The following is a 24,895-nucleotide window of genomic DNA, read 5'->3' on the forward strand; positions in this document are numbered from 1 at the left end:
AGTTCGGTCGCCTATGGCGGAAGAGGGTGGAAGGGATCTAGGCTCGTAATCCAGCGACAATCGGCGATGTCGCCCTCACCATGACCCCCTATCGTCACACGATTCCTCACCACTAGGAGGAGCCCGTGCGTACGGGTGTGTGGCTGGTTGGCGCGCGCGGATCCGTTGCCGTCACCAGCATTGTCGGCGCCGCGGCGCTGCGGGCCGGGCTGACCGAGCCCATCGGATGTGTCACCGAGCATCCCGCCCTGCGCGGCGGGGCTTTACCCGGGTTCGCCGACCTCGTGTTCGGTGGCCATGACATCGCCACGACCGGGCTGCTCAAGCGGGCCGAGGCGCTGGCCGCCGCCGGTGTCCTGCCGGCGCGGCTGGTCGCCGCGCTCCACGGTGAGCTGTCCGCGGCCGACGAGGAGATCCGGCCGCTGCCGCACGCCGGGACCCAGGGCGGCGTCGCCGAGGCGATCGCGGCCGACCTGGCCGCGTTCCGTGAGCGGCACGGGCTGGAGCGCGTGGTCGTCGTCAACGTGGCGTCCACCGAGGCGGCCCCGGTGCCGCACCCGGCGCACGCCTCGCTGGAGGCGCTGCGCGAGGCATTGCAGACCCCGGATGTCGTACTCCCACCGAGTTCCCTCGTCGCGTATGCCGCGCTGACCGCGGGCTGCGCATACGTCGACTTCACCCCGTCGACCGGCGCCCGCCTGCCGGCGTTGCACGAACTGGCGCAGCGGCAGCGCCTGCCGTATGCGGGCCACGACGGCAAGACCGGCGAGACCCTGCTCAAGTCGGCGCTCGCCCCGATGTTCGCGATGCGCCGGCTCAGCGTGCGGTCCTGGTCGGGCATCAACCTGCTCGGCGGCGGCGACGGCGCGACGCTCTCCGAACCGGCCGCCAACGCGGCCAAGTCGGCGAGCAAGCAGCGCGTGCTCGGCGAGACCCTCGGGTACGTCCCGGACGGGCACACCCGCATCGAGTACGTGCCGGACATCGGCGACTTCAAGACCGCCTGGGACCTGATCACGTTCGCCGGGTTCCTGGGCACGCCGATGCGCATGGAGTTCACCTGGCACGGCTGCGACTCCGCGCTCGCGGCCCCGCTGGTGCTCGACCTCGCCCGCCTCACGGCCGCCGCGCACCGCAGCGGCCGGGTGGGGCCGCTGCCCGAGCTGGCCTTCTTCTTCAAGGACCCGCTCGGCGACGTCGAGCACGGCCTGGCCGCCCAGTTCGAGGCTCTCGTAGCCTTCACGGCGAGCCTGCGATGAGGTCGCATCCGAGCTGGCGGGACCTCGTGGAGCTGGTCCGGGCGCCCGCGGCGCTGTCGGTGCCCGGCGACGTCATCGCGGGGGCCGCGTCGGCGGGGCGGCTCGGGCCGCGCACGGCCGGGCTCGCCGGGGCCGGTGTGCTGCTGTACTGGGCCGGTATGGCCGCCAACGACTGGGCCGACCGCGAGGTCGACGCCGTCGAGCGGCCCGAACGGCCGATCCCGTCCGGGCGGATCCGGCCGGAGACCGCGCTCGGCGTGGCCGTGGGCCTCACCGCGGCCGGGGTCGCCGCCGCGGGACTCGCCGGCGGGCGGCGCGCGCTCGCCGTAGCGGTGCCGCTGGCCGGGGCCGTGTGGGCGTATGACCTGGGGCTCAAGGCCACGCCCGCGGGGCCGGCCGCGATGGCCACCTGCCGGGCCCTCGACGTGCTGCTGGGCGCGGCCGGCGGGCGGCTGCGCCGGGCCGCGTGGCCCGCGGCGACGGTGTTCGCCCACACGTACACGGTGACCGCCCTGTCCCGGTCGGAGGTCGAGGGGGCCACGCCCGCACTGCCGGCCGCCACGCTCGCCGGGACCGCGGCGGTCGCGGCCTCGGCGGCGGTCGGCGCGCGGGCGCCGGTGCCGGCGGCGCTGGCCGCGGTGTACGCGGTCCGCTACGGGGCGCCGCAGGTCGCCGCCCTCCGTAATCCAGACGCGGCCCGGGTGCGGGCGTCGGTGGGTGCCGGGATCCTCAACCTGCCCGCGCTGCAGGGCGCGCTGACCGCCAGGGCGGGACGCCCGCTGGCCGGGCTCGCCGTCGCCGCCGCGGCCCCGCTGGCCCGCCTGCTCTCCCGAAGGGTGTCGCCGACGTGAGCGGTTCGGAGCGGAGCGTAGAGGCCGCTCACGGTAGGCGCTGGTTTGGCTCATGCTGCGGCCGGAGCGGAGCGGAGGTTGACAGCGTGAGCGGTCCGGAGCGGAGCGGAGGGGCCGCTCACCGTAGGCGCTGGTTTGGCTCATGCTGCGGCCGGAGCGGAGCGGAGGTTGACAGCGTGAGCGGTCCGGAGCGGAGCGGAGGGGCCGCTCACCGTGGGCGCTGGTTCAGCTCATGCTGCGGCCGGAGCGGAGCGGAGGTTGACAGCGTGAGCGGTTCGGAGCGGAGCGGAGGGGTGGTGGTGACGGCGTGAGTGGTGGACTGCGGTTCGGATACGGGACCAACGGCTTCAGCAACCACCGGCTCGACGACGCGCTCGACGTCATCGCCGAGCTCGGGTATGAGGGCGTCGCGCTCACCCTCGACCACCACCACCTGGACCCGTTCGACGCGCACCTGTCCCGGCATGTGCGCGCCGTGGCCAACCGGCTGGACCGGCTCGGCCTGGGCGTGGTGATCGAGACCGGCGCGCGGTACCTGCTGGACAAGTGGCACAAGCACGCCCCGACGCTGCAGGACGACGAGCCGGGCCCGCGGCTGGAGTTCCTGCGCCGCGCCGTGCGCATCGGCTCCGACCTCGGCGCGGAGGCGGTCAGCTTCTGGTCCGGGGTACGCCCGCCCGGGCTCGATCCGGACGATGCCTGGCGGCGGCTGGTGGGTGGCTGCGCCGAGGTGCTCGCCGCGGCCGAGGGCGCGGAGATGATGCTCGGGTTCGAGCCGGAGCCGGGCATGCTGGTCGAGTCGATCGCCGACTGGGAGCGGCTGCGGGCCGACCTGGGCGCGCCCGTGCGCTTCGGGCTGACCCTCGACATCGGCCACTGCCGGTGCCTGGAGCCGGTGCCGGCCGACGAGTGCGTGCGCCGGGCGGCCGGATCGCTGGTCAACGTGCAGATCGACGACATGCGCCGGGGCGTGCACGAGCACCTGGAGTTCGGCGCGGGCGAGGTCGACTTCCCGTCCGTATTGCGCGCGCTGGCCGACATCGACTACGGCGGGCTCGTCGCCGTCGAGCTGCCTCGCCACAGCCACGCCGCGCCGAGCGTGGCCCGTGACTCGCTGGCGTTCCTGCGCGCCGCCGAGCAGCGGTCGCTGGATCGCTTCCAGGAGGTGCCATGAGGACCGAGGACCTGCACGCGGAGCTGGTCGCCGAGCTCGCCGACACCGCCTGGCTCGACACCGCGCTGGAGACCGTGGCGCGGCAGCCGGCGGCGATCGCGCGGCTGTTTCCCGCGGCCGGGCGCCGGTGCGGCCGCGGGATGCTGAGCGATCACGGCCGGATCCCGCCGGGCTGGAGCGTCGACGACGCCGCCCGGGTACTGCTGCTGGCCGGGCTGCCGCGCGAGTCGGCCGCTGCCGAGGTCGAGCAGCTGTACCGCTACGGCGACGCCGCCGAGAAGCGTGCCGTGCTGCGCGCCCTGCCGCTGCTGGACCTGCCCCCGTCCGTCGTGGAACCGCTGCTGCTGGACGCGCTGCGCACCAACGACACCCGGCTCGTCACCGCCGCGCTCGGCCCTGCCGCGCGGCACCTGGACGCCGCCGCCTGGCGCCAGGGCGTGCTCAAGGCCGTGTTCATGCAGCTGCCGCTGGCAGGCGTCGCCGACCTCGACGAGCGCGCGGACGCCGAGCTCGCCACCATGCTCGGCGGCCTGGCGCGGGAGCGCCGGGCGGCCGGGCGGAGCATGGCCGCCGACGCGACCGAGCTGCTGCACCGACTTCAGGAGAGGGTCTCGTGATGCGCATCTTCGACCCCCACATCCACATGACGTCCCGGACCACCGACGACTACGAGCGGATGGCCGCCGCCGGGGTGCGCGCGCTGGTCGAGCCCGCGTTCTGGCTGGGCCAGCCGCGCACGAACGTCGGCTCGTTCACCGACTACTTCGACTCGCTCGTCGGCTGGGAGCCGTTCCGGGCCGCCCAGTTCGGCATCCGGCACCACGCCACGATCGCGCTCAACCCGAAGGAGGCCAACGACCCGCGCTGCCGCGAGGTGCTGGGCGTGCTGCCGCGGTACCTGGAGAAGGACGGCGTCGTCGCGGTCGGCGAGATCGGGTACGACTCGATGACCCCGGAGGAGGACGAGGCGTTCGCCGCGCAGCTCGCCCTCGCCGTCGAGCACGAGCTGCCCGCGCTGGTGCACACCCCGCACCGGGACAAGGCCCGCGGCACCGAGCGCACCCTGGCCGTCGTGCGCGAGTCCGGCATCGACCCGGGCCTGGTCGCCGTGGACCACCTCAACGAGGTCACCGTCGGCGCGGTCGCCGGCAGCGGCTGCTGGATGGGCTTCTCCATCTACCCCGACACGAAGATGACCGCCGCGCGGATGGTGCACATCCTGCGTGAGTACGGCCTGGAGCGGATGCTGGTGAACTCCGCCGCCGACTGGGGGCGCTCGGATCCGCTGCTGACCCGGCGTACCGGCGAGGAGATGCTGGCGGCCGGGTTCTCCGACGACGACGTGGACCGGGTGCTGTGGCGCAACCCGGTGGAGTTCTACGGGCAGTCGAAGCGACTCGACCCGTCCGCGGTGGACGCGGGGCCGATGACGTTCGAGGGCAACTCGATCCTGCGCGGGGGATCCTGATGCGGCTGCGGCACCCCGACGGGCAGCTGGTGCACCTGGCGTACGGCACCAACGTCCACCCGGCCGAGGACCTGCGCGGGATCCTCGCCCAGCTCGACACGTACGCGACGCCGATGCGCGAGCGGCTCGGCACGGACGTGCTCGGCCTCGGGCTGTGGCTCGGCGCCGGCGTGGCCGCCGAGCTCGCCGCCGAGCCGGCCCTGCGCCGCCGGCTGCGCCGCGAGCTCGACGCCCGCGGCCTGGAGGTGGTGACGCTCAACGGCTTCCCCTACCGCGAGTTCCACGCCCCAGTCGTCAAGCGCGCCGTGTACCTGCCGGACTGGACCGACCCGGCCCGGCTGCGCTACACCCTCGACCTGGCGCGGATCCTGGTCGACCTGCTGCCCGACGACGCGGTGCGCGGCTCGATCTCGACCCTGCCGCTGGGCTGGCGCGACCCGTGGGACGGCCGGCGGGTCGCCCGGGTCCGGCGCGCGCTGGACGCGCTGGCCCAGGGGCTCGCGGCGCTGGAGGTGCTCACCGGCCGTACCGTCCGCGTCGCCTTCGAGCCCGAGCCCGGCTGCGTCATCGAGAACACGCTGCAGGCCACCGTGCACCTGTCCCGGGTGGACCGGCAGTGGGTGGGCGTCTGCGTCGACCTGGCGCACCTGGCGTGCGCGTGGGAGGACCCGGTCGCCGCGGTGCAGCGCCTCGCCCGCGCCGGGCTGCCGGTGGTGAAGATCCAGGTGTCGGCCGCGCTGGAGGTCGCCGATCCGGGCGGCGCCCGCGAGGTCGTGGCGCGCTACGCCGAGCCGAGGTTCCTGCACCAGACCCGCACCGCCGGCTGCCGGCACCAGTTCGACGACCTCGACGAGGCGCTCGAGGCGCGAGTCGACGGGCCGTGGCGGGTCCACTACCACGTGCCGCTGCACGCCGAGCCCGAGCCGCCGCTGCGCTCGACCACTGGCGTGCTGCGGGCCGGCCTCGGCGCGCTCGTCGGCGGGCCGATCGCCGCCTGCGACCACCTCGAGGTCGAGACGTACACCTGGAACGTCCTGCCCCCGGCGCAGCGCCCGGCCGGCCCGCAGGCCCTCGCCGACGGCATGGCCGCCGAGCTCGCCTACGCCCGGGACACCCTGCAGGACCTCGGCCTCAAGACCCTGGAGCCCAAGTGAGCGGTACGGAGCGAAGCGTAGTGGCCGCTCATCAGGAATGCAGGTGCGGCTCATGCCGCTGCCGGAGCGAAGCGGAGGTTTCGGCATGAGCAAGCCCCTGGTGGTACTGGACGTCGTCGGGCTGACCCCGCGACTGCTGCCGCACATGCCCAACCTGTCGCGGCTGGGCGCCGCCGTGCCGCTCGAGCCGGTGCTGCCCGCCGTCACCTGCTCGGTGCAGTCGACGTTCCTGACCGGCGAGACGCCGGCCGGGCACGGCATCGTCGGCAACGGCTGGTACTTCCGCGACCTCGGCGAGGTGCTGCTGTGGCGGCAGCACAACGCGCTCGTCGGCGGCGACAAGCTGTGGCACGCCGCCCGCCGCGCCGAGCCCGGCTACACGGTGGCGAACGTCTGCTGGTGGTACGCGATGGGCGCCGACGTCGACTGGACCGTCACCCCACGGCCGATCTACTACGCCGACGGGCGCAAGGAGCCCGACTGCTACACCTACCCGCCGGCGCTGCACGACGAGCTCACCGCCCGGCTCGGCCCGTTTCCGCTGTTCACGTACTGGGGGCCGAACGCCGGCATCGCGTCCTCGGCGTGGATCGCGCGGGCCGCGCAGCAGATCATGGCCGACAAGAACCCCGACCTGACCCTGGTGTACCTGCCGCACCTGGACTACGACCTGCAGCGCTACGGCCCGTCGGACCCGCGCGCGGCGGCGGCCGCGGCCGAGCTCGACGCGGTGCTGGGCCCGCTGCTCGACGCGGCGCGGGCGCGCGGGGCGACCACGGTGGCGCTGTCGGAGTACGGCATCACCGAGGCGAGCCGGCCCGTCGACGTCAACCGGCTGCTGCGCGCGGAGGGGCTGCTCAACGTCCACACCCAGGACGGGATGGAGTATCTCGACCCTTGGACGTCGCGCGCGTTCGCCGTCGCCGACCACCAGATCGCGCACGTCTACGTGCGCGACGCGCAGGACGTTGCCGTGGTGCGCAAGCTGTGTGCCGCCCTGCCCGGCGTCGGCGAGGTGCTGGACGAGGCCGGCAAGGCCCGGCACGGCCTGGACCACGAGCGCTCCGGCGAGCTCGTCCTGCTGGCCGAGCCGGACGCCTGGTTCACGTACTACTACTGGCTCGACGACGCCCGGCGTCCCGACTTCGCCAACCTCGTGGAGATCCACCGCAAGCCCGGCTATGACCCCGCCGAGCTGTTCTTCGACCCGGCCGGGCCGGGGGCGGCCAAGGGCCGGGCCGGCCTCGCCCTGCTGCGCAAGAAGACCGGCATGCGGTACCTCATGAGCGTCGTCGGCCTCGACGCCGGTGCCCGGGCCGTTCGCGGGTCGCACGGGATCTTGCCGGCGGCGGACGAGGACGGGCCGGTGTGGCTGTGCGACGACCCCGCCGTCGCGCCCGAGCGGGTCCGGGCCACCGAGGTCAGGTCGCTGCTGCTGGGGCTGGCCGGGCTGGCGGGGTGACGCCCGGGGGTACACCCCGCCGGCCCGGATGGAGCCAGAACCTGAGAAGAATCACAGGTAGAACCCCTAAGGTGCCGCCCTCAGGTGCGTTCCGGATGGTCCGGGCCGAGCACGTTCCGTAGTCTCGGCATCGTGACACTCATCGAGACGCGGGCGCTGACGAAGCGCTACGGGGGTGGCGTCACCGCCCTGTCGGATCTGACCCTGGCCGTACAGCCGGGGATCATCGGGCTCGTCGGGGCCAACGGCGCCGGAAAGTCCACCTTTATCAAGATCATGCTCGGCCTGCTGCCACCGACCTCCGGCGACCTGCGGGTCCTCGGGCTCGACCCGACGGAACACGCGGAGGAGGTGCGTGCCCGCGTCGGGTACATGCCGGAGCACGACTGCCTGCCGAGCGAGGTGTCCGCCGCGGAGTTCGTGACGCACCTGGCCCGCATGAGCGGCCTGCCCGCCACCGCCGCCCGCGAGCGCGCCTCCGAGGCGCTGCGCCACGTCGGGCTCTACGAGGAGCGGTACCGCCAGATCGGCGGCTACTCGACCGGCATGAAGCAGCGGGTCAAGCTGGCCCAGGCGCTCGCGCACGACCCCGACCTGCTGCTGCTCGACGAGCCGACCAACGGCCTCGACCCGGCCGGCCGCGACGCGATGCTGGAGCTGGTGCACCGCATCGGCACCGAGTTCGGCATCTCGGTCGTCGTGTGCTCCCACCTCCTCGGCGAGGTCGAGCGCATCTGCGACTCCATCATCGCCATCGACGGCGGGCGGCTGTTGCGCTCCGCGACGGTCGAGGACATGACCACCAGCCGCGACGTGCTCACCGTCGAGGTCAGCGAGGGCGTCGAGCAGCTCACCGCGCGCCTGGCGGAGCTGGGCATCCCGGCCACCCGCGACGGCGCCGCGCTCAGCGTGCCGCTGGACGGCGAGGACGTGTACGACCGGATCCTCATCGCGGTCGCCGAGCTCGACCTGCCGCTGCACCGGCTCGACCAGCGCCGGCACCGGGTCGCCGAGCTCTTCCAGCCACCGACCGTAACCGCACCCGCGCTCAGCGTCGCTCAGGAGGCCGGCCGTGGCGCCGCAGACTAGTGTCATCCACGACATCGGCTACCAGCGGTACACGGGACCGCGCCTGGGCCGGTGGTATGCCAACCGATCCCTCTACGAGCACAGCGTGCGCAGCGCGTTCGGCATCGGCCGGGGCGCCAAGGCGAAGATCTTCCCCTGGCTGATCATCGGCATCGTGCTGCTCGTCGCCGTGGTCGCCATCGCGGTCCGGTCGATCAGCGGCACGCCGCTGATGAGCTACCGGCAGTACGCCGCCGGGCTGAGCTACCCGGTGATGCTGTTCCTGGCGATCGTCGCGCCCGAGCTGGTCTCCCGCGACCTGCGCGATCGCACGCTGCCGCTGTACTTCTCCCGGCCGCTGGCCCGCACCGATTACGCGCTGTCGAAGTACGCCGCGCTGGTCACCGCCGTGTTCCTGCTGCTCGGCGTGCCCCAGCTGCTCATGTACATCGGTGCCGTGTTCACCCGCACCGACGGCTTCCACGGCGCGTGGGACGAGCTCGGCGACTTCGGCCCGGGGCTCGGCGCCGCGCTCGTGCGCGCTCTGGTCCTCGCCTCGCTCTCGCTGCTGATCGCCTCGCTGACCGGCCGGCGCGCGTTCGCCGCGGCGTTCATCGTCGGCGTCTTCCTCCTGACCTCGCCGATCGTCGGCATCCTCAGCGTGCTTGGCAACGAGACCGTCAAGGGCCTGGCGTTCCTGACCAACCCGATGACCCTCCTGCTCGGGCTGGAACAGTGGATGTTCGGCGTGGAGGCGAACAACCGGCTGCCGATCGGCGACTTCGGACCGGTGTACGGCCTCGGCGCGCTGATCCTGCTCGGCGGCTCCGTCGGGCTCCTGCTGCAGCGTTACCGGAAGGTGGCAGCCTGAGATGAGCACCGTCGACCTGCAGCACGTTTCGCGGTGGTACGGCAACGTGGTGGCCGTCAACGACGTCACCATGACCCTCGGGCCGGGCGTCACCGGCCTGCTGGGCCCGAACGGGGCCGGCAAGACCACCCTGCTGCACATGATGTCCGGGTTCCTCGCCCCGTCGCGGGGCACACTCACCGTCGACGGCGCGCCGACGTGGCGCAACCCCGACGTGTACCGCACCCTCGGTCTGGTCAGTGAGCGCGAGTCCGTGCACGGGTTCCTCACCGGCAAGGAGTTCGTGGTGGCCAGCGCCAAGCTGTTCCGCCTGGCCAACCCCGAGGACGCCGCCCGCCGGGCGCTTGCCCTCGTCGAGATGGAGCCGGCCCAGGACCGGCGGATCGAGACGTACAGCAAGGGCATGCGCCAACGCATCCGGGTCGCCGCCGCCCTGGTCCACGAACCGAGCGTGCTGCTGCTCGACGAGCCCTTCAACGGCATGGACCCGCGGCAGCGCTTCCACATGATGGACCTGCTGCACAAGATGGGCGACGACGGGCGGACCGTGCTGTTCTCCTCGCACATCCTGGAGGAGGTCGAGCAGGTCTCCGGCACCGTCCAGGTCATGGTCGCCGGCCGGCTCGCCGCCTCCGGCGAGTTCCGCACCATCCGGCGGCTGATGACCAACCGCCCGCACGTGTTCACCATCCGCTCCAGCGACGACCGGCGCCTCGCGGTCGCGCTCATGGCCCAGGACTCGGTCGCCGGCGTCGACATCGACGCGACCGGCCTGCAGGTCCGCGCGTCCGACTACGGCACGTTCACCCGGATCCTGCCGCGCGTCGCGCTCAAGGAGGGCGTGCGGGTGCGCCGCCTGCTGCCGGCCGACGAGTCCCTGGAAAGCGTCTTCTCCTACCTGGTGGGTGCCCGATGAACGCCACAGTCGCGATGATCACGGCCCGCGGCCTGCTCGGCCGGCGCCGGATCTGGCTGCTCGTACCGCTGCCGCTCATGCTCATCGGCCTGGCCCTGGTCGCCCGCGTGTCCGGCGTCGCCCCGGTCGAGTGGGGCGAGGGCATCATCGGGGGCCTGGGCTTCACGGCGGTACTGCCGGTGATCGCCCTCATCGTCGGCACCGGCGTGCTGGGCTCCGAGATCGACGACGGCACGATCACCCACATCCTGGCCAAGCCCCTGCCGCGCTCGGAGATCATCCTCACCAAGCTCGGCGTCGCCACCGGCGTCACCGCGCTCTTCGCCGGCGTGCCGCTGTTCCTCGTCGGCCTCATCGCCGGCGCGCAGGCCCTGGCGTTCGCCCTGGTCGTGGGCGCGGTGATCGGCGCACTGGCGTACTGCTCGCTGTTTCTGCTCATCAGCGTGGTGACCCGTCGCCCGGTGCTCGTCGGACTCGCCTACGTCGTGCTCTGGGAGGGCACGCTGGGCAACATCCTCTCCGGCACGCAGAAGCTGTCGATCCAGCAGTACGTCCAGGCGATCGTCGACTGGCTGGCCCCGACCGAACTGCTGCGCAGCAACGTGTCGGTCCCGCTGAGCTGCGTCATGGCCGGCGTGTTCATCGTCGCCTCGACCGGCTACGCGATCCAGCGGCTACGTACCCTCTCGGTCGCCGGCGAGACCGGCTGAGCCTCTGGGCCGGGGCCCCGCACCTGGCGCCGCCGCGAAGGTATCGCCGGCGGCGCCTCCCCGTAGGTGCGGGCCCCGGCGCCCAGTTCGGAGGACACCGAGACTCTACGAACCGGGCTGATAAAAACTCGATACACGCCGTACAAATGGCTCCGGCGGCGAGGTCAGGTGGCCAAGAGCGGGTCCGTGATGGTTGGGTGTGAGCGTGCGTCGGGTCTACAGCGTGGTCGTGTTCATCGTTCTGGCCTCGCTCGACAATGTGGCCATCGGCCTGGTGCCGCCGCTGTACTCGCCGATCAGCCGCTCCCTCGGGGTCGGGGAAGGCGCGCTCGGCGTCGTCACGGCCATCAGCTACCTCGTGACCGCGGTGGCCGCCGTCGCGTGGGCATACGCGGGGGACCGCACCGACCGCAAGCCCGTGCTGATGATCGGCACGCTGATCTGGGCCGCCGGCACGGGCGCCACCGTGTGGGCCAGCGGATACTGGGGGTTCCTCGCCGCGCAGCTGCTGGCCGCCGTCGGTCTCGGCGCCGTCGGGTCCGTCGGGTTCTCCGTGGTCAGCGACCTCATCTCGCCCCGGCGGCGCGGTCTGGTGATGAGCCTGTGGGGGCTGTCACAGGGGGTGGGGACGCTGGCCGGCGTCCTCGTCGCCAGCCAGCTCGGCGGGGCCGACTGGCGGACCCCGTTCTACGTGCTGGCCGGGCTCGGGGTCGCGGCCGCCATCGCGTACTTCACCACCGCCGACATCCGGCGCGGGCAGAGCGAGCCCGACCTGGCCGCGGTGTTCGCCGCGGGCGAGGAGTACGAGCACCGCATCTCCCGCGCCGACCTGCCGCGCATCGCCGCCCGGCGGACCAACGTCTGGCTGATCCTGCAGGGGCTGACGGCCCAGGCGGCGTTCGGCTCGCTGGTCTGGCTGCCGCGGCTGTTCCAGGGCCGGGCGGAGGCCCAGGGATACGACGAGCGGACCGCGATCGAGATCGGCGGGCTGCTGACGACGCTGTTCCAGCTCGGCGGCGTGCTGTCGATCGTCGGCGGGCTCATCGGCGACCGGTTGCAGCGGCGCGACCCGGGCGGGCGGGCCAAGGTGGCGGCGATCGGCATCCTGGCCGGCGTCCCGCTGTACGTGCTGCTGTTCTTCGCCCCGCTGCACCTGCCGGCCCCCGAGACCGCGACCGGGCCGGCCGCGGCGCTGGTGCTCCGCTCGCTGTTCACCACGCCGAGCCTGCTCCCCGCGTTTCTGCTGGCGCTGGTCGCCCTCGCGCTGACCTCGGCGAACTCGCCGAACTGGTTCGCGCTCATCGCCGACGTCAACCCGCCGGAGCACCGCGGCACGGTGTACTCCCTGGGCAACCTCGTCAACGGCGTCGGCCGCGCGGCCGGCAACGGCCTGGTCGGGGCGGTCTTCGCGGCGCTGGCGCGAAGCTTCCCGCCGCCGGTGAACCTGGCCGTCGGCCTGGCGGCGTTCCAGGTGTTCTTCGTGCCGACCGGCATCATGTACTGGCGGGCGTCGCGCACCGCGCCCCGGGACATCGAGGACGTGCGCGCCCTGATGCGGGCGCGAGCCGCCGCCGAGATCACCGGGTCGCCCTCGGGCCGGATCAGTCCGAGCCGAACGCCCGGAGGCGGCTCGGCGGCGTGAAGTCCACCACCGGCTGGCCACCGGCACCGATGGCAACCGGTCGGCGGCTTCGCCGCAGCGGCCCGGCGAGCCTCAGAGCGTGCGCAGGTGGAAGCCCCCGTCGACGTCGATCACCTGGCCGGTCGAGAACGGCAGCAGGTCTGTGGCGATCGCCACCACCGCGCGGCCAACGTCGTCCGGGGTGCCCCAGCGGCGGATCGGAGTGATGCCGTCGGCGTGGATCAGCCGGTCGTACTTCTCCTTCACCCCGTCCGTCATGTCGGTGGCGATGATGCCGGGGCGCACCTCGTAGACGTTGATGCCGTGCTCGGCCAGGCGGGCGGCGTAGAGCTTGGTCAGCATCGACAGGCCGGCCTTGGTGACGCAGTAGTCGCCGCGGTTCACGCTGGCCGTGTAGGCGCTCATCGACGAGATCGTCACGATCCGGCCCGCAGTGCCCGCCGCGATCATGCGGTTGGCGACGAGCTGGGTCAGGAAGTACGGGCCCTTGAGGTTGATGCCGACGAGCCGGTCGAACGACTCCTCGCCGGCCTCGAGGAGGTCCGCGCGCACGGCCGGCGCGACGCCCGCGTTGTTGACGAGCAGCCCGATGTCCCCGAACGCCTCGTACGCCTCGGCCACGAGCCGGGCGCGGTCGGCGGACAGCGCGACATCAGCGCGTACGATTGCCGCCTTTGCCCCTGTTTCTTCGACCGCCGCGGCGACCTCCTCCGCGGCGGCGGTGTTGCTCGCGTAGTTGACCACGACGTCGAGCCCGGCCCTCGCCAGGGCGAGCGCGATGCCCCGGCCGATGCCCCGGGACGCCCCGGTGACGAGCGCCGCGGTCATGCCGTCACCGCGGGAAGGCCGCCGAAGAAGGTGTAGTACGGCCCATCGTCGAGGCGCATGAGATACAGGCCGAGCTCGCGCAGGTGGTAGTCGCCCCACATGCTGGACTCGCCGTTGGGCACCCGCTGCCCCTCGTGGACCCAGTCCCAGCCGTTCGGCCGGTGGTAGACGGAGTGCAGCAGCAGCCCCTGGTGGCCCGGGTCCGCCGACAGGTACGGCTCGGTGAGCAGCGTCCGCGCGACCGTCAGCCCGGCCTGTGTGTACCGCGCCTCGCCGAGGTGCCGCCCCAGCCGTAGCAGCCCCTGCGCCGCGATCGCCGCCGCGCTGGAGTCGACCGGCTCGAAGTCGTTGAACGGGTCGGCGGGCGCGTCGAGGTCCAGCCGCGCGACGCCCGGTGCGCCGGTGTCCCAGTACGGCACCCCGTCGGCGGCGGCGTGCCCGATGTAGAAGTCGCAGGTCGCGCGGGCCGCCTCGGCGAACGTGGCGTCCTCGTGGAACTCGAGCAGCTCCGCGAAGCCGAGCATCGCCCAGGACAGCCCGCGCGTCCAGGTGGAGAACGGGGAGTAGCCCTGCTGCGTGCTCGGCGCCCGGAACCGCCCGTCGTTGACGTTGAACAGCGCCTCGTGCGCGGTGCGGCCCCGCACGTCGTAGGCGTCGCGCCCGGTGCCGAAGAAGACGTTGTACCGCGCGGTGTTGTGCGCGTGCTGCCGCAGCCGCTCGAGCAGGTCGATGCGCTCGTCGTGCTCGCCCATGAGCACGTGGCCGAGCGCGTGCGCCATCGCGAGCGAGCGGCACGAGCGGATCGTGTCGACGAACAGCGACTGGGGCCCGTTGAACGAGTAGATGTAGCCGGTGCCGTCCTCGACGCGCTGCCAGCGGGCCGCCTGCACCGCGCCGCTGACCTTCAGCGCCAGCTCCGCCGCGGCCCGGTCCCGCTCGTCGACGCGCCCCTCGCGGGCGAGGCGCAGCAGCGCGCCATACGTGCTGACGTTGTTGAACCCGTGGTCGTGCACGCCGACGTGGCTGACGTGCGGTGCCATCAGCCGCTCGGTCTGCGCGCGGCCGAGGTCGAGGAAGCGCCGCTCGTCCGTGGCGTCGAACTGCAGCAGCGCCGAGCCGACCTGGAAGCCCTGCGTCCACTCGGTCCAGCCGCGCGCCGTGTATCGCCCGTCGACCGTGAACACCGGCGACCCGCCGCGCCCGTCCGGGTCCAGCGCCAGGATCTTGCCGGCGGAAAGCTGCCACATCCGCTCCACGGCGGGCCGCAAGGCCTTGGCCGTGAGGCCCTCGTCGATCCGCAACATGCCCCGGATGCTACCGAGGAAAGCCCTTTCCTGGAACCCCGGCCCCGGGCGCGCGGCGGGGTGCGGGCGGCATGCGAGGATATGGCGCGATGGACATCGCGGTGGAGGACGTCGCCGGCCGCTGGGTCGCGGCCTGGACCACGGGGCGCACGACGGACCTGTTCCGGCTGCTCGCGGCCGCCCCGGCGATCGAGTCCAACCTCGACCCGGACGGCGACTTCATCGAGCTGCTCACGGCGTATGCCGCGGCCCTGGACTCGATCGCGGTCTTCTCCCGGACGGTGATCGACCGCCGCGCCGCGCTGATCTACGACTGCGCCCTGTCCGGCGAGACGTTCCGCCTGGCCGAGTTCCTGACGGTGAACGAGTCCGGCCTCATCACGGAGATCCGCCGGGTGTACGACCTCGACGCGATAGAGCGCCGGATGCCCCACCTGCTGCTCGGGTCCTGACGGCCGCTGAGTAACAAATGGCAGCCATGAGTAAGAAATGGCTGTCATGGCAGCCATTTCCTACTCCTGATCAACGAGCGTCTGTCCACAGGCAGCGGTGCGGGGTTTCCCCGGCGGTTCGCCGGCGGAAGGCTCGGGTTTGTGGAGAGCAAACGGATGGTGCAGATCCGGCTGTCGCAGGGTGGCCTGATCGCCCACCGCCAGCTGGCCGGGGCCGGCGTCACCCGCGGACGGCTGCGCTGGATGCTGACGAGCGGCCGGTGGCAGCGGGTGCTACCCAGGGTCTACGCGATGTTCACGGGCGGGCTGGACCGGCGGCAGCGACTGCTCGCCGCCCAGCTCTACGGCGGCGACGACGCGCTGCTCACCGGAGCCGCGGCGCTGGAGGTCCACGGCTTCCGGTACGTGCCGCGCGACGCGTTCGTCCGGGTTCTGGTGCCACGGGGACGGCGGCTGCGACCGGCAGGTTTCGCGCGTGTGCACCCCACCGCCCGTCCCGACCGGCACGCGAGGCCGAACGGTGTGCTGCGCCCCTCGTCCGCGGCCCGGGCGGTCGTCGACGCCGCGCGCTTCTGCGCCGACGCCCGGCGTGTCCGGGCGATGGTCGCCGAGTCGGTCCAGGCCGGGCATTGCACCCCGGACGAGCTCGTCCGCGAGGTCGCCGACGCCCGCCGCGGCGCCACCCCCGCGCGGCGAGCCGCGGTCGAGGAGGTCGTCGCCGGGGTCCGGTCGATCGCCGAAGGACAGGCTCGCGAGCTGCTCGCCGGCTCGACGGTGCTGCCCGCGGTGGCGTGGAACCCTCGGCTCACGGAGCCCGACGGGACGCGCCTGCCCACACCCGACGGCTGGATCGCCGAGGCCGACCTCGGCGTCGAGGTGGACTCGCGGGCGTACCACTTCTCGCCGGACGACTGGGAGCGGACGCTGCGTCGCCACGCCCGGCTGTCGGAGGCCGGAGCGGTTGTCCTCCATTTCACCCCGCGGCAGGTCCGCGACGACCCCCGCGGTGTGCTGGCAGCGGTCGAGCGGGCCTATTTGAGCCGCATGAGGTCGGGCTACCGGTCACGGATCAAGACCTCGTGAGACGGCGCGGGCCTATTTGAGCCGCATGAGGTCGGGCTACGGGTCGCGGATCAGGACCTCGTGAGACGGCGCGGGCCGGACCCCGCGGGTGCGGGATCCGGCGCTGGTCGTCGGGCGGGTCAGGACGTCATCGCCGCCGCGGAGACGAACGTGTAGCCCAGGCCCTGGATGCCCTCGACCGTCTGCTTCAGGTACGCCGTGCCCAGGTACGGGTGGTAGAAGAAGCTCGCCACGCCGTCACGGACCGCCAGGTTGGCCTTCGCGTGCGCGATCAGGTCGGCCGGCAGCACCGCCGGGTGCTGGTTGAACGGCTCGGGCTCGATGTTGCCGATGTTCTCCGGGATGACCGTCGAGCCGTAGACGTCGCGGACCGTGTACGGGAAGAACTGGCCGACCATGTGCGCGACGTTGTTGTCCACCGCCGTGCCCGACAGCACGCCCGGGAAGTACAGGCCCCGGTCGTACCGAACGCCGTAGAGCGTGTTGATGGTCCGGTAGGCCAGCGCGCTCGCGGCGTAGTGCGGCGGCTCGAAGATGGTCGGCTGCGACAGGCCGGCCGCCTTCCAGTCGGCACGGGCCGCGGTGATCCGCGCGGTCACATTGAGCGCCGAGTCGTTCTTGACCGGGCCGTCGTAGATGACCGCGTCGCTGGCGTCCACGTGGGCCCGGAAGAACTCGAAGTCGTTCGCGCTCACGCCGTCGTAGGGGTTGTCGAGCGCGTCGAGCTGGTGCGTGTATCCGTGCATGAGCAGCGTGCCGCCCTTGCTCTGCATGTACTTCAGGGCGCTGACCACCAGTGGCCGCTGGCGCAGCGTGTAGTCCTCGGCCTTGCCATTGTTCTTCACGCCCTTCGGGTCACGGTAGCGGCTGTAGACGGCGACGGTGAACGGGATTCGCTTGCCGGAGAGGTAGTCGGCGACGGCGCGCAGCTCGGCCGGGTCGGCGTCCGGGCCGACGTCCTCGATGCGCACCAGCGCCCGGTGCCGCGCCGCGGCCTTCGGGGCCAGCGCGTCGTAGAGCAGGTCGGCGAAGGCGAGGTACCGGTCGTTGGCGGTGATGTAGGAGAACGGGATCTCGCCGATGTAGGTGAGGTTGCCCGACCTGATGCCCCACGGGAACCTGGTGCCGTCGGCGCGCACCGCGTCGGCGACGCTGACCGCCTTGGCGGCGTCGTAGACGGCGTAGTCCATGATGCCGGCGGCGTTTCGCGTGTCGCGGGTCAGCGCGGTGCCCTTGTAGTCGACCTTGGCGACGCTGGAGACGTCGAAGCCCTTCCACGTGTACCCGTACTTCGTGGCGAAGCCGGTCGAGCGCGCGGTCAGCTGCCAGATGTTGTTGTACAGCCAGAGCACCGGTTTGGTCGTGGCGAGCACGTCGTCGAGGAGCGCGGTCGGGATCGGCTCGTCGTAGGTGGAGCCGACGTAGACGACGGCGCTGTACTTGGACAGCTCGCCGGCGGCGTAGGTGCCGACCGGGTGCGCGGTCCAGGCGCCGAAGTGCGAGACGAGGTTCGCGGCCATCATCCCGTAGTCCTCGCCGAGCCAGGCGTACGGGCCGGTGTTGTCGTACAGGACCAGGGTCTTGGTGGTGGCGCTGGACCCGGGCGCGCCGGCGCCGGAGGCCGGCTTCGCCGCGGTCGCGGCCAGGGCGGGCGCGGCCGGCACGGCGACGCCGAGCACCGCGGCCACCGCAAGGGCGAGCAGAGCTGACAGCTTACGCATGGAACACCAATCAGACGAGCGAGGCGGACGTGGGCATGGGTGAGGGGACCGGCGCGAGGCCGAGCAGCGCGGCGACCGCCTGCTCGGTGCGCCGCGACGCGAGGCCGTCGCCGTACGGGTTGCCGCCGGCGGTCATCGACCGCCGCAGCATCGGGTCGTCGAGCAGCCGGGCCGCCTTGGACACGATCAGGTCCTCGTCGGTGCCGACCAGCTTGGCGCAGCCGGCCCGCAGCGACTCGACGCGCTCGGTGACCTCGCGCAGCACGAGCGCGGGGACGCCGAAGGTGGGCGCCTCCTCCTGGATGCCGCCGGAGTCGGTCAGCGTCAGGTAGGCGTGCGAGAGCAGGCGGGCCAGGGCCGGGTACGGCAGCGGGTCGGTGATCGTCACCCGCGCCACGCCGGCCAGCCCGTGCTCGACCTGCGCGCGCACCGCGGGGTTGGCGTGCGCCGGGAGCACGACGCGGATGTCGGGGTATGCCTCGACCAGGCGGCGCACGGCCCGCAGGATGCGCTCCAGGGGCTCGCCCCACGACTCCCGGCGGTGCGCGGTGACCAGCACCAGGCGCGCCTCGCCGTGCTCGGCGGCGTCGACCGCGGCGGCCACGCGCGGGTCGTCGAACGGCAGCTCCTTCGCGGCGATCTCCAGCGCCGCGTCGACGACGGTGTTGCCGGTGATGAGCACGCTGGCCGGTGCCACGCTCTCGTCGAGCAGGTTGGTCGCGGCGAGCGCGGTCGGCGCCAGGTGCAGCGCCGCGAGCTGGCCGACCAGCTTGCGGTTGGCTTCCTCCGGGAACGGGGAGTCGAGGTCGCCGGAGCGCAGGCCGGCCTCGAGGTGCACGACCGGGATGCGCCGCCAGAACGCGGCCATCGCGCCGGCGAGGGTGGTGGTGGTGTCGCCCTGCACGACCACGGCGGCGGGCGTGCGGATCTCGAGCAGCGCGTCGAGCTGCTTGATCATCTCGGTGAGCAGCTCGGGCTGGCTGCCGGTGACGCGCCGCAGCGGCAGCGTCACGTCCGCCTCGGCGCCGAACGCGTCGAGCGCCTGGGTGACCATCGCCGGGTGCTGGCCGCTGGCGACCAGGACCGGGGTGAGCCGCCCGGCCGCGCGCATCGCGGCGGCGACGGGGGCGAGCTTGATGGCCTCCGGGCGGGTGCCGGCGATCAGGAAGACTTCAGGAAGCATGTTGCGTCACCTTGGGAGGAGTAAGTGCCGCATCCGTGCGGAGATTTCACGAAATTTCGGGTTTGCCGGGTTCAGGCGGTGGCGGGTTCCTCGGCCAGCCGCTCCGTCTTGGCCCAGGCCTGACGCCGGCTGATCTGCCGCCCGATCGCCCGCCAGGTCGCGACCAGGCCGAGCATCAGGAAGAACGGGTAGGCCAGCGCCGCCTTGAGCAGCGTCGGGAGCTTCTCGTCGCGCAACTGGACACGGTGTACCGCGGCCCAGACCACGCCCGGCGCGGTCATGCCGGCCGCCCAGACCACGGCGACCTCGAACAGCTGCCCCCACGAGTGGATCAGGAAGGTGTCGCCGTGGCCGGGGACGAGCCGCCACATCGCGTACCCCCACAGGCCGAAGACCGCGGCGGTACCGAAGGCGTTCATCCACGGCGCGAGCAGGTAGTACAGCATCTCCAGCAGCGCGTGGTTGCGGATGCGCCGGGAGGCGATCAGCCGCGGCACGTAGGAGACGCACTGCAGGTTGCCCTGCGCCCAGCGGGTGCGCTGGCGGACCAGCCGCTTGACGTCGACGAGCCCCTGCTGCTTGACGTAGGCCAGCGAGGTGTACCGAATCCGCTCGCCGCCCAGGTGCATGCGCAGCCCGAGCTCCAGGTCCTCGACCAGGCAGTGCGACCAGGGCGCAGCGCCCAGCCGCATCAGCGACGAGAGCCGGGCGAACTGCCCGTTGCCGCCGAGCCCGACGGTCCCCGCCGCGTCGCGCAGCAGCTGGCCGGCGTTGGCGACGGCGGCGAACTCGAGGTCCTGCACCGCGCCCAGCACCCGGTCGCGGTTGTGGATCCGCACGCGCACCTGCACCGCGCCGACCCCGCGGTCACGCATCAGGCGCGACACCTCCGACAGCAGGTTGGTGCTGCCGCGGCCGTCGCCGTCGATGACGCCGACCGCGACCCGCCGCGGGTCCTCGCCGGCCGCGAGCGAGAGGTCCCGGATCGCCCGGAACGCCGCGTTGAGCGCCTCGCCCTTGCCCTTGCGGGCGTTGGGGAACTCGCGGCGCAGGACGGTCAGGCCCGGGTGGTCGATGGCGGCCAGCACGTCCGGGGTGCGGTCGTCCGATCCGTCATCGACCACCAGAACCCTGGTGCGCGTGCCCACCGGGCCGGCCAGCGCCAGTGCGGCGGCGACGGTCCGGCCCACCACCCGCTCCTCGTTGAGGGCGGGTACGACGATCCAGAAGGTCAGCGGCTCGTTGCCGTTCGGCGCGATGGCATCGCGCCGCCGGCGGCGACCAGCAGTGGCCGCGTCGCCGGCGGAGAACGCCACCAGCGCCAGGTTGTACGCTGGCCACAACGTCAGCAGCGCGAAGCCGACCAGCAGGATCGCCGTCATGGGTCAGGCGGCGCGGCGGTTGAAGCGGGACGCCCGCACCATCAGCAGGCCGGTGACGACGAGCGCGACGCCGGCGACGACGATGGCGAGCACCGGGTTTCCGGTGACGGGCAGTGACCCGGCGGTGGCTCCGCCGGTCACGACCACGCCGGTGACCTTCGAACCTGACATGACAGCTTCCCCTCGGCTATCCGGTGATGGTGTCCGGCGGCTCCCTGCCGGCAACCGTCGTGCACCTTGTCCGAGAAGCTTGTCCCGCCCCCGCGACGATTACAACGGGTGATGGGCCTGTTCGGGCGAAGTCGGACCGAGCGCCCGACAGAGCGCTTACGCAGCCAAAACTTGGCAGCTACACAACGTGACGGGACGGTGTGTTGTAGCTCTCAGTGAGGGGTCGGGGCTGTTGCCAGTCGGTTGCGAACTCGGCCCACAGCGACAGCGCGACCGCCGCGCTCTCCGGCCGCTCGTCCGGGCGCTTGGCCATGCACTGCCGGCACAGCTCCGCTACCGAGCGTGGCAGCCCGGGCGTGAGCACCACCGGTGTCGGTGCCGCCCGCAGCAGCCGGGCGCCCGGCGCGTGCGGGGACCGGCCGGTGAGCATGTGGTACAGCAGTGCGCCCAGCGCGTACACGTCCCAGGCCGGCGCGTGCTTGACCCGGGCCGCCGCCGGGTGCGCGAACGGCACCGCCAGCCCGAAGTCGATGATCTTCACCCCGGCGGTGGTGAGCATGACGTTGTCGGCGGTCAGGTCGCGGTGCGCGACGCCCCGGCGATGCGCGACCGCGAGCAACTCCGCGATCGAGGCGGCGATCTCCACCGCCAGCTGCCAGGGCAGTGGCCCCTCGGCCAGGCGGGACGCCAGCGGCATCCCGTTGAGCAACTCCATGGCGACCGCCGGCACGAACACCCCGCCGGCCTCGATGTCGCCGTGCGCGAACACCTTCGGCACGGCCGGGTGCCGCACCCGCTGCATGAGGTGAGGCTCGCGTCGCGCCGCCTGGCAGGCGCGCGTGTTGCTGGAGAAGGCGGGCGCCAGGACCTTCACGGCGGCCGGGCGGAGCCGCTCGAGATCGACCGCCTCGTAGACCAGCGACATCCCGCCCCTGGCGATCGGGCGGACCAGCAGGTAGTGGTCGAGCACCCTGCGGCCAACCTCGATCCCGGACACAATCGTCGACTATTCCCTACTCGGCCGGGCTTGCGGTAGCCCTGGGGCGTTCGACATGGCGCGGTTTAGCCCGAATTGCAGCGACCGCTAGCGTGATCGAAACCGATAGTTGACCTTGCGGTAACTCGTCGTGCCGCGCTCAGCGCCCCGGGGCCAGGCGGTGGCGTACCGCCCAGAGCGCGGCCTCGGTGCGCGACGCGGCCCCGGTCTTGCGCAGCAGGTTGGACACGTGCACGGTCACGGTCCGGATGGAGATGCCCAGCGAGCTCGCCACCTGCTGGTTGGTCATCCCCGCGGCCAGGCAGCCGAGCACCTCGAGCTCCCGGGCGGTCAGGTCACCGCCGGCCCGCAGGCTGTGCAGCAGCGTCTCGGCCTCCGCATGCCGCCACCCCGGCCAGTGGGCCAGCAGCGCCACCGCGCGCTCCGCGTGCCGCCGCGCCTCGCCGGCCCGGCCCAGCCGGGACAGGGCGTGGGCCACCGCGGTGTGCACCGCCGCTTCCTCGGCGCGGCCGCCCGAGTCGCCGCCGGCCCTGGCTCCGTTCTCGTCGCCGGCCCGCCGGGCCTTGCGCGAGCCGCCGCGCCGGCCGGCGGACCCGTCCGCGGCGCCACCTTGGCGGGACGCCGGAGCGTCGGGCGCGGCGTCGACCGTGTCGGGGATGAGCGCGGCCGGCAGCAGCGCCACGGCCTGCGGGTCGCGGCCCGCGGCGACCGCCAGCAGCAGCCGCAGCCGCGGCGAGGGCTCCGCGACGTGCTCCTCGACGACGGCGGCGGGCACGCCGCCGTGCAGGGCCCAGCGCGCCGCCTCGGCCAGCCGCGCCGGGCCGCACCGGCCCACGCAGTCGCGCAGGGCCTCGGCGGGATCCACCGGGTGTACTCCCCGCGCCGCCACGGCCACGCGCAGCACCCGGACCAGGTCGCAGTCGCGGCCCTCCGCATCGGCGCGGGCCAGCATCCGCACCGCGAGCGGGTCGTCGCCGCGCTCCAGGGCGAGCAGCCCGGCGCGGGCGGTGAAGCGCACCAGCTCGACCGGGTCGCCCTCGATCGGCAGGCGCGACCACACCAGCGCCTCGGCCCGGGCCAGGTCCCCGGCGCGCACCGCGTGGGCGACGCCGAGGCTCGTGGTCCGGCCGGCGCAGAACTCCAGCCCGTAGCGGGCGATCGTGGCCATCGCCTCGTCGAACAGCCGCCAGCCGGTCACCTCGCCCAGCCGTGGCAGGCTGACCGCGACCAGGTTGTGCACCGCGCGCCCGATCGTGACCGGATCCTGCCCCCGCACGGCCAGCTGCCGGGCCGCCCGCAGGATCGCCACGCCGCGCTCGTAGGCGCCGGTCAGGGCCAGCGCGGTGCCGAGCGTCACCAAGGCCGACCCGAGCCCGGCCCCGGCACGCTCCGCCGCGGCGAGGGCGGCCTCGGCCAGTGGCAGGGCCGCCGGGGCGTCCTCGACGCACAGCGCGCGCTCGGCCTCCGCGGCCCGCTGCCGCGCGCGCGACGCCGCCGAACCACCGACGGCCGCGGCCCGGTCGAGCGAGCGCCGGTGCCCGTCCGGGTCCCCGAGGCACCACCGTACGGCGGCGAGCTGCCGGTGCGCGTCGGCGGTCTCGTCGGCGTCGTCGCGCTGCTGCACCTCGTTCAGCCAGTCGGCGGCGTGGTCCGCCGCGAGCCCGAACCGCCCGCCGACGAACCCGGCCGCCGCCCCGACCGCGGCGAGGGCCCGGCGCTGGCCGGGGGCGTCCTCCGGCGCCGGTGCGGGCCGGGAGTGGAGGCTCAGGCCGAGCGCGACCAGGTCCAGGGCGGCCTCCGGCAGGCCGCCGGCGAGGCTCGCGGCCGCGCCCCGGGCCGCGGCGGCGCGGGCCTCGGCGGTGCGCCCGAGCGCGGCGGCGTGGCGGGCGAGCGCCGCGTCGTCGCCGAGTTCGACGGCGATCCCGCGGGCCAGGGTGTGCACCTGGCTGCGCTCGCGCGGCAGGGCGCCGGCGGCGAGGGCCTCGCGCAGCAGCGGGTGGCGGAAGCGCAGCGAGCCGGCCGGGGCCAGGTCGGGGGCGATGAGCAGCATGCCCAGGTCGAGCAGGCGGCGCAGGGCGGGCTCGACGTCCCCGCCGCACACGTGGAACAACACGTCGTGCTCGACGGGGTCGCCGAGCAGGGCGGCGGCCCGGGCCACCCGCCCGACGAGCGCCGGCTCGTCCGCCAGCGGCTCGACGAGCAGGCCGACGACGTGCGCGGGGAGCGGGGCGGCGGTCAGGTCCTCGGCGGTGTCGTACGCGGCGAGCAGCTCGGTCAGCCAGAACGGGTTGCCGCCGGTGCGCCGCAGCGCGCCGCGGACGGCCTCGGGGGCGGGGGCGCTGCCGTACACGGCCTCGATGAGCTCGGCGGTCTCCCGCGCGGTGAACGGGGCCACGTGCAGGCGCAGCACGGAGGGGCCGCCGCCGAGGCGGCGCAGCGTGCGCGCCGCGGCCGGGGCGAACGCGGCCTCCTGCGGCGGCCGGCTTGTCACCAGCAGCAGCGCCGGAAGGGTTGCCGCGACGGCGGCGAGCTCGGCGACGAGCGCCAGGCTGGCCGGGTCGAGGTCGTGCAGGTCCTCCACGACGATGATGCCCAGCGCGTCCCCGGCTGGATCGGCCCCACCTTTCCCCTCGGCGGCGCGGAATCGCGTGAAGTGCCGGACCGGCTGGGACGCGGGCTCCGCCGCCTCGCCGTCGGGATCGCCGTCCGGCGTCGCGGTCGTGCCGGCCGTGGTCGCCGGGGCCGCCCGGAGCAGGGCACGGACCACGTCGACGGCGGCGCGCAGGGTGGTGGCCGGGGCCAGGCGCGGCCCGGCGGCGGCCGGGGTACCGTCCGCGGTGCGCTGGGCCAAGCGGTTCAGCAACGACTCCTCGACCGGCAGGCCCGCCGCCGCTCGGCCGCTGAGCACCGAGGCCAGCCAGTCGTGCGGTGCCGCGCCCAGCGAGCGCGCCGCGCCGCGCAGCACGATGGCCGAACCTCGGCCGGAGGCCAGATCGAGCCGGCCCAGAGCCTCCGCGACGAGGCGGCTCTTGCCGCTGCCGCCCTCACCGGTGATCAGTATGATCCCCGGCCGGCGTGCCGCCCACACCTCCGCGATCTCGGCGAGCTGCGCGGCTCGGCCGATGAAAGGGGCGGTTGGCATGCGGCCACGATACGCACAAGTGCGTAGAGACGCCTGCCGACCTCATACGGCACGCTG

General features: G+C 73.6%; 22 protein-coding genes. 14 read left to right on the plus strand and 8 right to left on the minus strand.

Annotation, left to right across the window (positions count from 1 at the left end; translation table 11 throughout):
- Positions 1 to 125 precede the first annotated feature (125 nt).
- From ABT297_RS02345 to ABT297_RS02400, 12 genes are all read left to right on the plus strand, one after another.
- A complete protein-coding gene (locus ABT297_RS02345) occupies positions 126 to 1,259 on the plus strand; it encodes an inositol-3-phosphate synthase (RefSeq protein ID WP_350543701.1) in 1,134 nt (377 codons plus the stop codon).
- A complete protein-coding gene (locus tag ABT297_RS02350) occupies positions 1,256 to 2,110 on the plus strand; it encodes an SCO3242 family prenyltransferase (protein ID WP_350543703.1) in 855 nt (284 codons plus the stop codon). Before ABT297_RS02345 ends, ABT297_RS02350 begins: the two co-directional genes overlap by 4 nt.
- 307 nt (positions 2,111 to 2,417) lie before the next feature.
- A complete protein-coding gene (locus ABT297_RS02355; RefSeq protein WP_350543705.1) occupies positions 2,418 to 3,284 on the plus strand; it encodes a sugar phosphate isomerase/epimerase family protein in 867 nt (288 codons plus the stop codon).
- On the plus strand, positions 3,281 to 3,901 hold the full coding sequence (locus tag ABT297_RS02360) for an EboA domain-containing protein (RefSeq protein ID WP_350543707.1): 621 nt from the start codon (positions 3,281 to 3,283) through the stop codon (positions 3,899 to 3,901). The genes ABT297_RS02355 and ABT297_RS02360 overlap by 4 nt, the downstream gene beginning before the upstream one ends.
- Positions 3,901 to 4,752 carry a TatD family hydrolase gene (locus ABT297_RS02365; protein ID WP_350543709.1) on the plus strand — a complete coding sequence of 284 codons (852 nt, stop codon included), beginning with the start codon at positions 3,901 to 3,903 and terminating at the stop codon, positions 4,750 to 4,752. The genes ABT297_RS02360 and ABT297_RS02365 overlap by 1 nt, the downstream gene beginning before the upstream one ends.
- Complete coding sequence (gene eboE / locus ABT297_RS02370) at positions 4,752 to 5,906, plus strand: metabolite traffic protein EboE (RefSeq protein ID WP_350543711.1); 1,155 nt, start codon at positions 4,752 to 4,754, stop codon at positions 5,904 to 5,906. The genes ABT297_RS02365 and eboE overlap by 1 nt, the downstream gene beginning before the upstream one ends.
- An 85-nt stretch (positions 5,907 to 5,991) precedes the next feature.
- On the plus strand, positions 5,992 to 7,368 hold the full coding sequence (locus ABT297_RS02375) for an alkaline phosphatase family protein (RefSeq protein WP_350543713.1): 1,377 nt from the start codon (positions 5,992 to 5,994) through the stop codon (positions 7,366 to 7,368).
- Positions 7,369 to 7,500: 132 nt separating this feature from the next.
- Positions 7,501 to 8,457: an ABC transporter ATP-binding protein gene (locus ABT297_RS02380; RefSeq protein WP_350543715.1), complete on the plus strand. Its 957-nt coding sequence runs from the start codon at positions 7,501 to 7,503 to the stop codon at positions 8,455 to 8,457.
- Positions 8,441 to 9,307, plus strand: a complete 867-nt coding sequence (locus tag ABT297_RS02385) for an ABC transporter permease (RefSeq protein ID WP_350543716.1) — start codon at positions 8,441 to 8,443, stop codon at positions 9,305 to 9,307. Before ABT297_RS02380 ends, ABT297_RS02385 begins: the two co-directional genes overlap by 17 nt.
- A gap of 1 nt (position 9,308) precedes the next feature.
- Positions 9,309 to 10,223: an ABC transporter ATP-binding protein gene (locus tag ABT297_RS02390; protein ID WP_350543717.1), complete on the plus strand. Its 915-nt coding sequence runs from the start codon at positions 9,309 to 9,311 to the stop codon at positions 10,221 to 10,223.
- Positions 10,220 to 10,933, plus strand: coding sequence for an ABC transporter permease (locus ABT297_RS02395; protein ID WP_350543718.1), 714 nt, complete (start codon positions 10,220 to 10,222; stop codon positions 10,931 to 10,933). The genes ABT297_RS02390 and ABT297_RS02395 overlap by 4 nt, the downstream gene beginning before the upstream one ends.
- Positions 10,934 to 11,126: 193 nt before the next feature.
- Positions 11,127 to 12,575: an MFS transporter gene (locus tag ABT297_RS02400; protein ID WP_502885473.1), complete on the plus strand. Its 1,449-nt coding sequence runs from the start codon at positions 11,127 to 11,129 to the stop codon at positions 12,573 to 12,575.
- Between the two features lie 72 nt (positions 12,576 to 12,647).
- Here the strand turns inward: ABT297_RS02400 and ABT297_RS02405 are convergent, their stop codons facing one another.
- Positions 12,648 to 13,403, minus strand: a complete 756-nt coding sequence (locus tag ABT297_RS02405) for a 3-ketoacyl-ACP reductase (RefSeq protein ID WP_350543722.1) — start codon at positions 13,401 to 13,403, stop codon at positions 12,648 to 12,650.
- The gene (locus tag ABT297_RS02410) at positions 13,400 to 14,707 is read right to left on the minus strand and encodes a hypothetical protein (protein WP_350543724.1); all 1,308 of its coding nucleotides are present in this window, start codon (positions 14,705 to 14,707) and stop codon (positions 13,400 to 13,402) included. The genes ABT297_RS02405 and ABT297_RS02410 overlap by 4 nt, the downstream gene beginning before the upstream one ends.
- Positions 14,708 to 14,796: 89 nt before the next feature.
- Here ABT297_RS02410 and ABT297_RS02415 point away from each other — a divergent pair, with 89 nt between their 5' ends.
- Complete coding sequence (locus ABT297_RS02415) at positions 14,797 to 15,159, plus strand: hypothetical protein (protein ID WP_350543726.1); 363 nt, start codon at positions 14,797 to 14,799, stop codon at positions 15,157 to 15,159.
- 141 nt (positions 15,160 to 15,300) lie between these two features.
- Positions 15,301 to 16,242: a putative endonuclease domain-containing protein gene (locus tag ABT297_RS02420; RefSeq protein WP_350543728.1), complete on the plus strand. Its 942-nt coding sequence runs from the start codon at positions 15,301 to 15,303 to the stop codon at positions 16,240 to 16,242.
- 119 nt (positions 16,243 to 16,361) lie between these two features.
- Here ABT297_RS02420 and ABT297_RS02425 read toward each other — a convergent pair whose 3' ends face one another.
- The 6 genes from ABT297_RS02425 to ABT297_RS02450 form a co-directional block, all read right to left on the minus strand.
- Positions 16,362 to 17,963 carry a DUF2334 domain-containing protein gene (locus ABT297_RS02425; RefSeq protein WP_350543730.1) on the minus strand — a complete coding sequence of 534 codons (1,602 nt, stop codon included), beginning with the start codon at positions 17,961 to 17,963 and terminating at the stop codon, positions 16,362 to 16,364.
- A gap of 10 nt (positions 17,964 to 17,973) precedes the next feature.
- Positions 17,974 to 19,146, minus strand: a complete 1,173-nt coding sequence (gene wecB / locus ABT297_RS02430; RefSeq protein ID WP_350543732.1) for a non-hydrolyzing UDP-N-acetylglucosamine 2-epimerase — start codon at positions 19,144 to 19,146, stop codon at positions 17,974 to 17,976.
- A gap of 71 nt (positions 19,147 to 19,217) precedes the next feature.
- Positions 19,218 to 20,528, minus strand: a complete 1,311-nt coding sequence (locus tag ABT297_RS02435) for a glycosyltransferase (protein WP_350543734.1) — start codon at positions 20,526 to 20,528, stop codon at positions 19,218 to 19,220.
- A 3-nt stretch (positions 20,529 to 20,531) separates the two neighbouring features.
- Positions 20,532 to 20,699, minus strand: a complete 168-nt coding sequence (locus ABT297_RS02440) for an LPXTG cell wall anchor domain-containing protein (protein ID WP_350543736.1) — start codon at positions 20,697 to 20,699, stop codon at positions 20,532 to 20,534.
- A gap of 178 nt (positions 20,700 to 20,877) precedes the next feature.
- Positions 20,878 to 21,696: a serine/threonine-protein kinase gene (locus ABT297_RS02445; protein ID WP_350543738.1), complete on the minus strand. Its 819-nt coding sequence runs from the start codon at positions 21,694 to 21,696 to the stop codon at positions 20,878 to 20,880.
- Positions 21,697 to 21,835: 139 nt separating this feature from the next.
- Positions 21,836 to 24,838: a helix-turn-helix transcriptional regulator gene (locus tag ABT297_RS02450; protein ID WP_350543740.1), complete on the minus strand. Its 3,003-nt coding sequence runs from the start codon at positions 24,836 to 24,838 to the stop codon at positions 21,836 to 21,838.
- Between the last annotated feature and the right edge of the window lie 57 nt (positions 24,839 to 24,895).

The sequence above is a fragment of the Dactylosporangium sp. NPDC000555 genome (genome assembly GCF_040300025.1).
GTDB lineage: Bacteria > Actinomycetota > Actinomycetes > Mycobacteriales > Micromonosporaceae > Dactylosporangium.

Coding starts and splice junctions, on each gene's coding strand:
- ABT297_RS02350 (WP_350543703.1), top strand. CDS start 1,256: ATGAGGTCGCATCCGAGCTGGCGGGACCTCGTGGAGCTGGTCCGGGCG.
- ABT297_RS02360 (WP_350543707.1), top strand. CDS start 3,281: ATGAGGACCGAGGACCTGCACGCGGAGCTGGTCGCCGAGCTCGCCGAC.
- ABT297_RS02365 (WP_350543709.1), top strand. CDS start 3,901: ATGCGCATCTTCGACCCCCACATCCACATGACGTCCCGGACCACCGAC.
- eboE (WP_350543711.1), top strand. CDS start 4,752: ATGCGGCTGCGGCACCCCGACGGGCAGCTGGTGCACCTGGCGTACGGC.
- ABT297_RS02375 (WP_350543713.1), top strand. CDS start 5,992: ATGAGCAAGCCCCTGGTGGTACTGGACGTCGTCGGGCTGACCCCGCGA.
- ABT297_RS02390 (WP_350543717.1), top strand. CDS start 9,309: ATGAGCACCGTCGACCTGCAGCACGTTTCGCGGTGGTACGGCAACGTG.
- ABT297_RS02395 (WP_350543718.1), top strand. CDS start 10,220: ATGAACGCCACAGTCGCGATGATCACGGCCCGCGGCCTGCTCGGCCGG.
- ABT297_RS02405 (WP_350543722.1), bottom strand. CDS start 13,403: ATGACCGCGGCGCTCGTCACCGGGGCGTCCCGGGGCATCGGCCGGGGC.
- ABT297_RS02410 (WP_350543724.1), bottom strand. CDS start 14,707: ATGTTGCGGATCGACGAGGGCCTCACGGCCAAGGCCTTGCGGCCCGCC.
- ABT297_RS02415 (WP_350543726.1), top strand. CDS start 14,797: ATGGACATCGCGGTGGAGGACGTCGCCGGCCGCTGGGTCGCGGCCTGG.
- ABT297_RS02425 (WP_350543730.1), bottom strand. CDS start 17,963: ATGCGTAAGCTGTCAGCTCTGCTCGCCCTTGCGGTGGCCGCGGTGCTC.
- wecB (WP_350543732.1), bottom strand. CDS start 19,146: ATGCTTCCTGAAGTCTTCCTGATCGCCGGCACCCGCCCGGAGGCCATC.
- ABT297_RS02435 (WP_350543734.1), bottom strand. CDS start 20,528: ATGACGGCGATCCTGCTGGTCGGCTTCGCGCTGCTGACGTTGTGGCCA.
- ABT297_RS02440 (WP_350543736.1), bottom strand. CDS start 20,699: ATGTCAGGTTCGAAGGTCACCGGCGTGGTCGTGACCGGCGGAGCCACC.
- ABT297_RS02450 (WP_350543740.1), bottom strand. CDS start 24,838: ATGCCAACCGCCCCTTTCATCGGCCGAGCCGCGCAGCTCGCCGAGATC.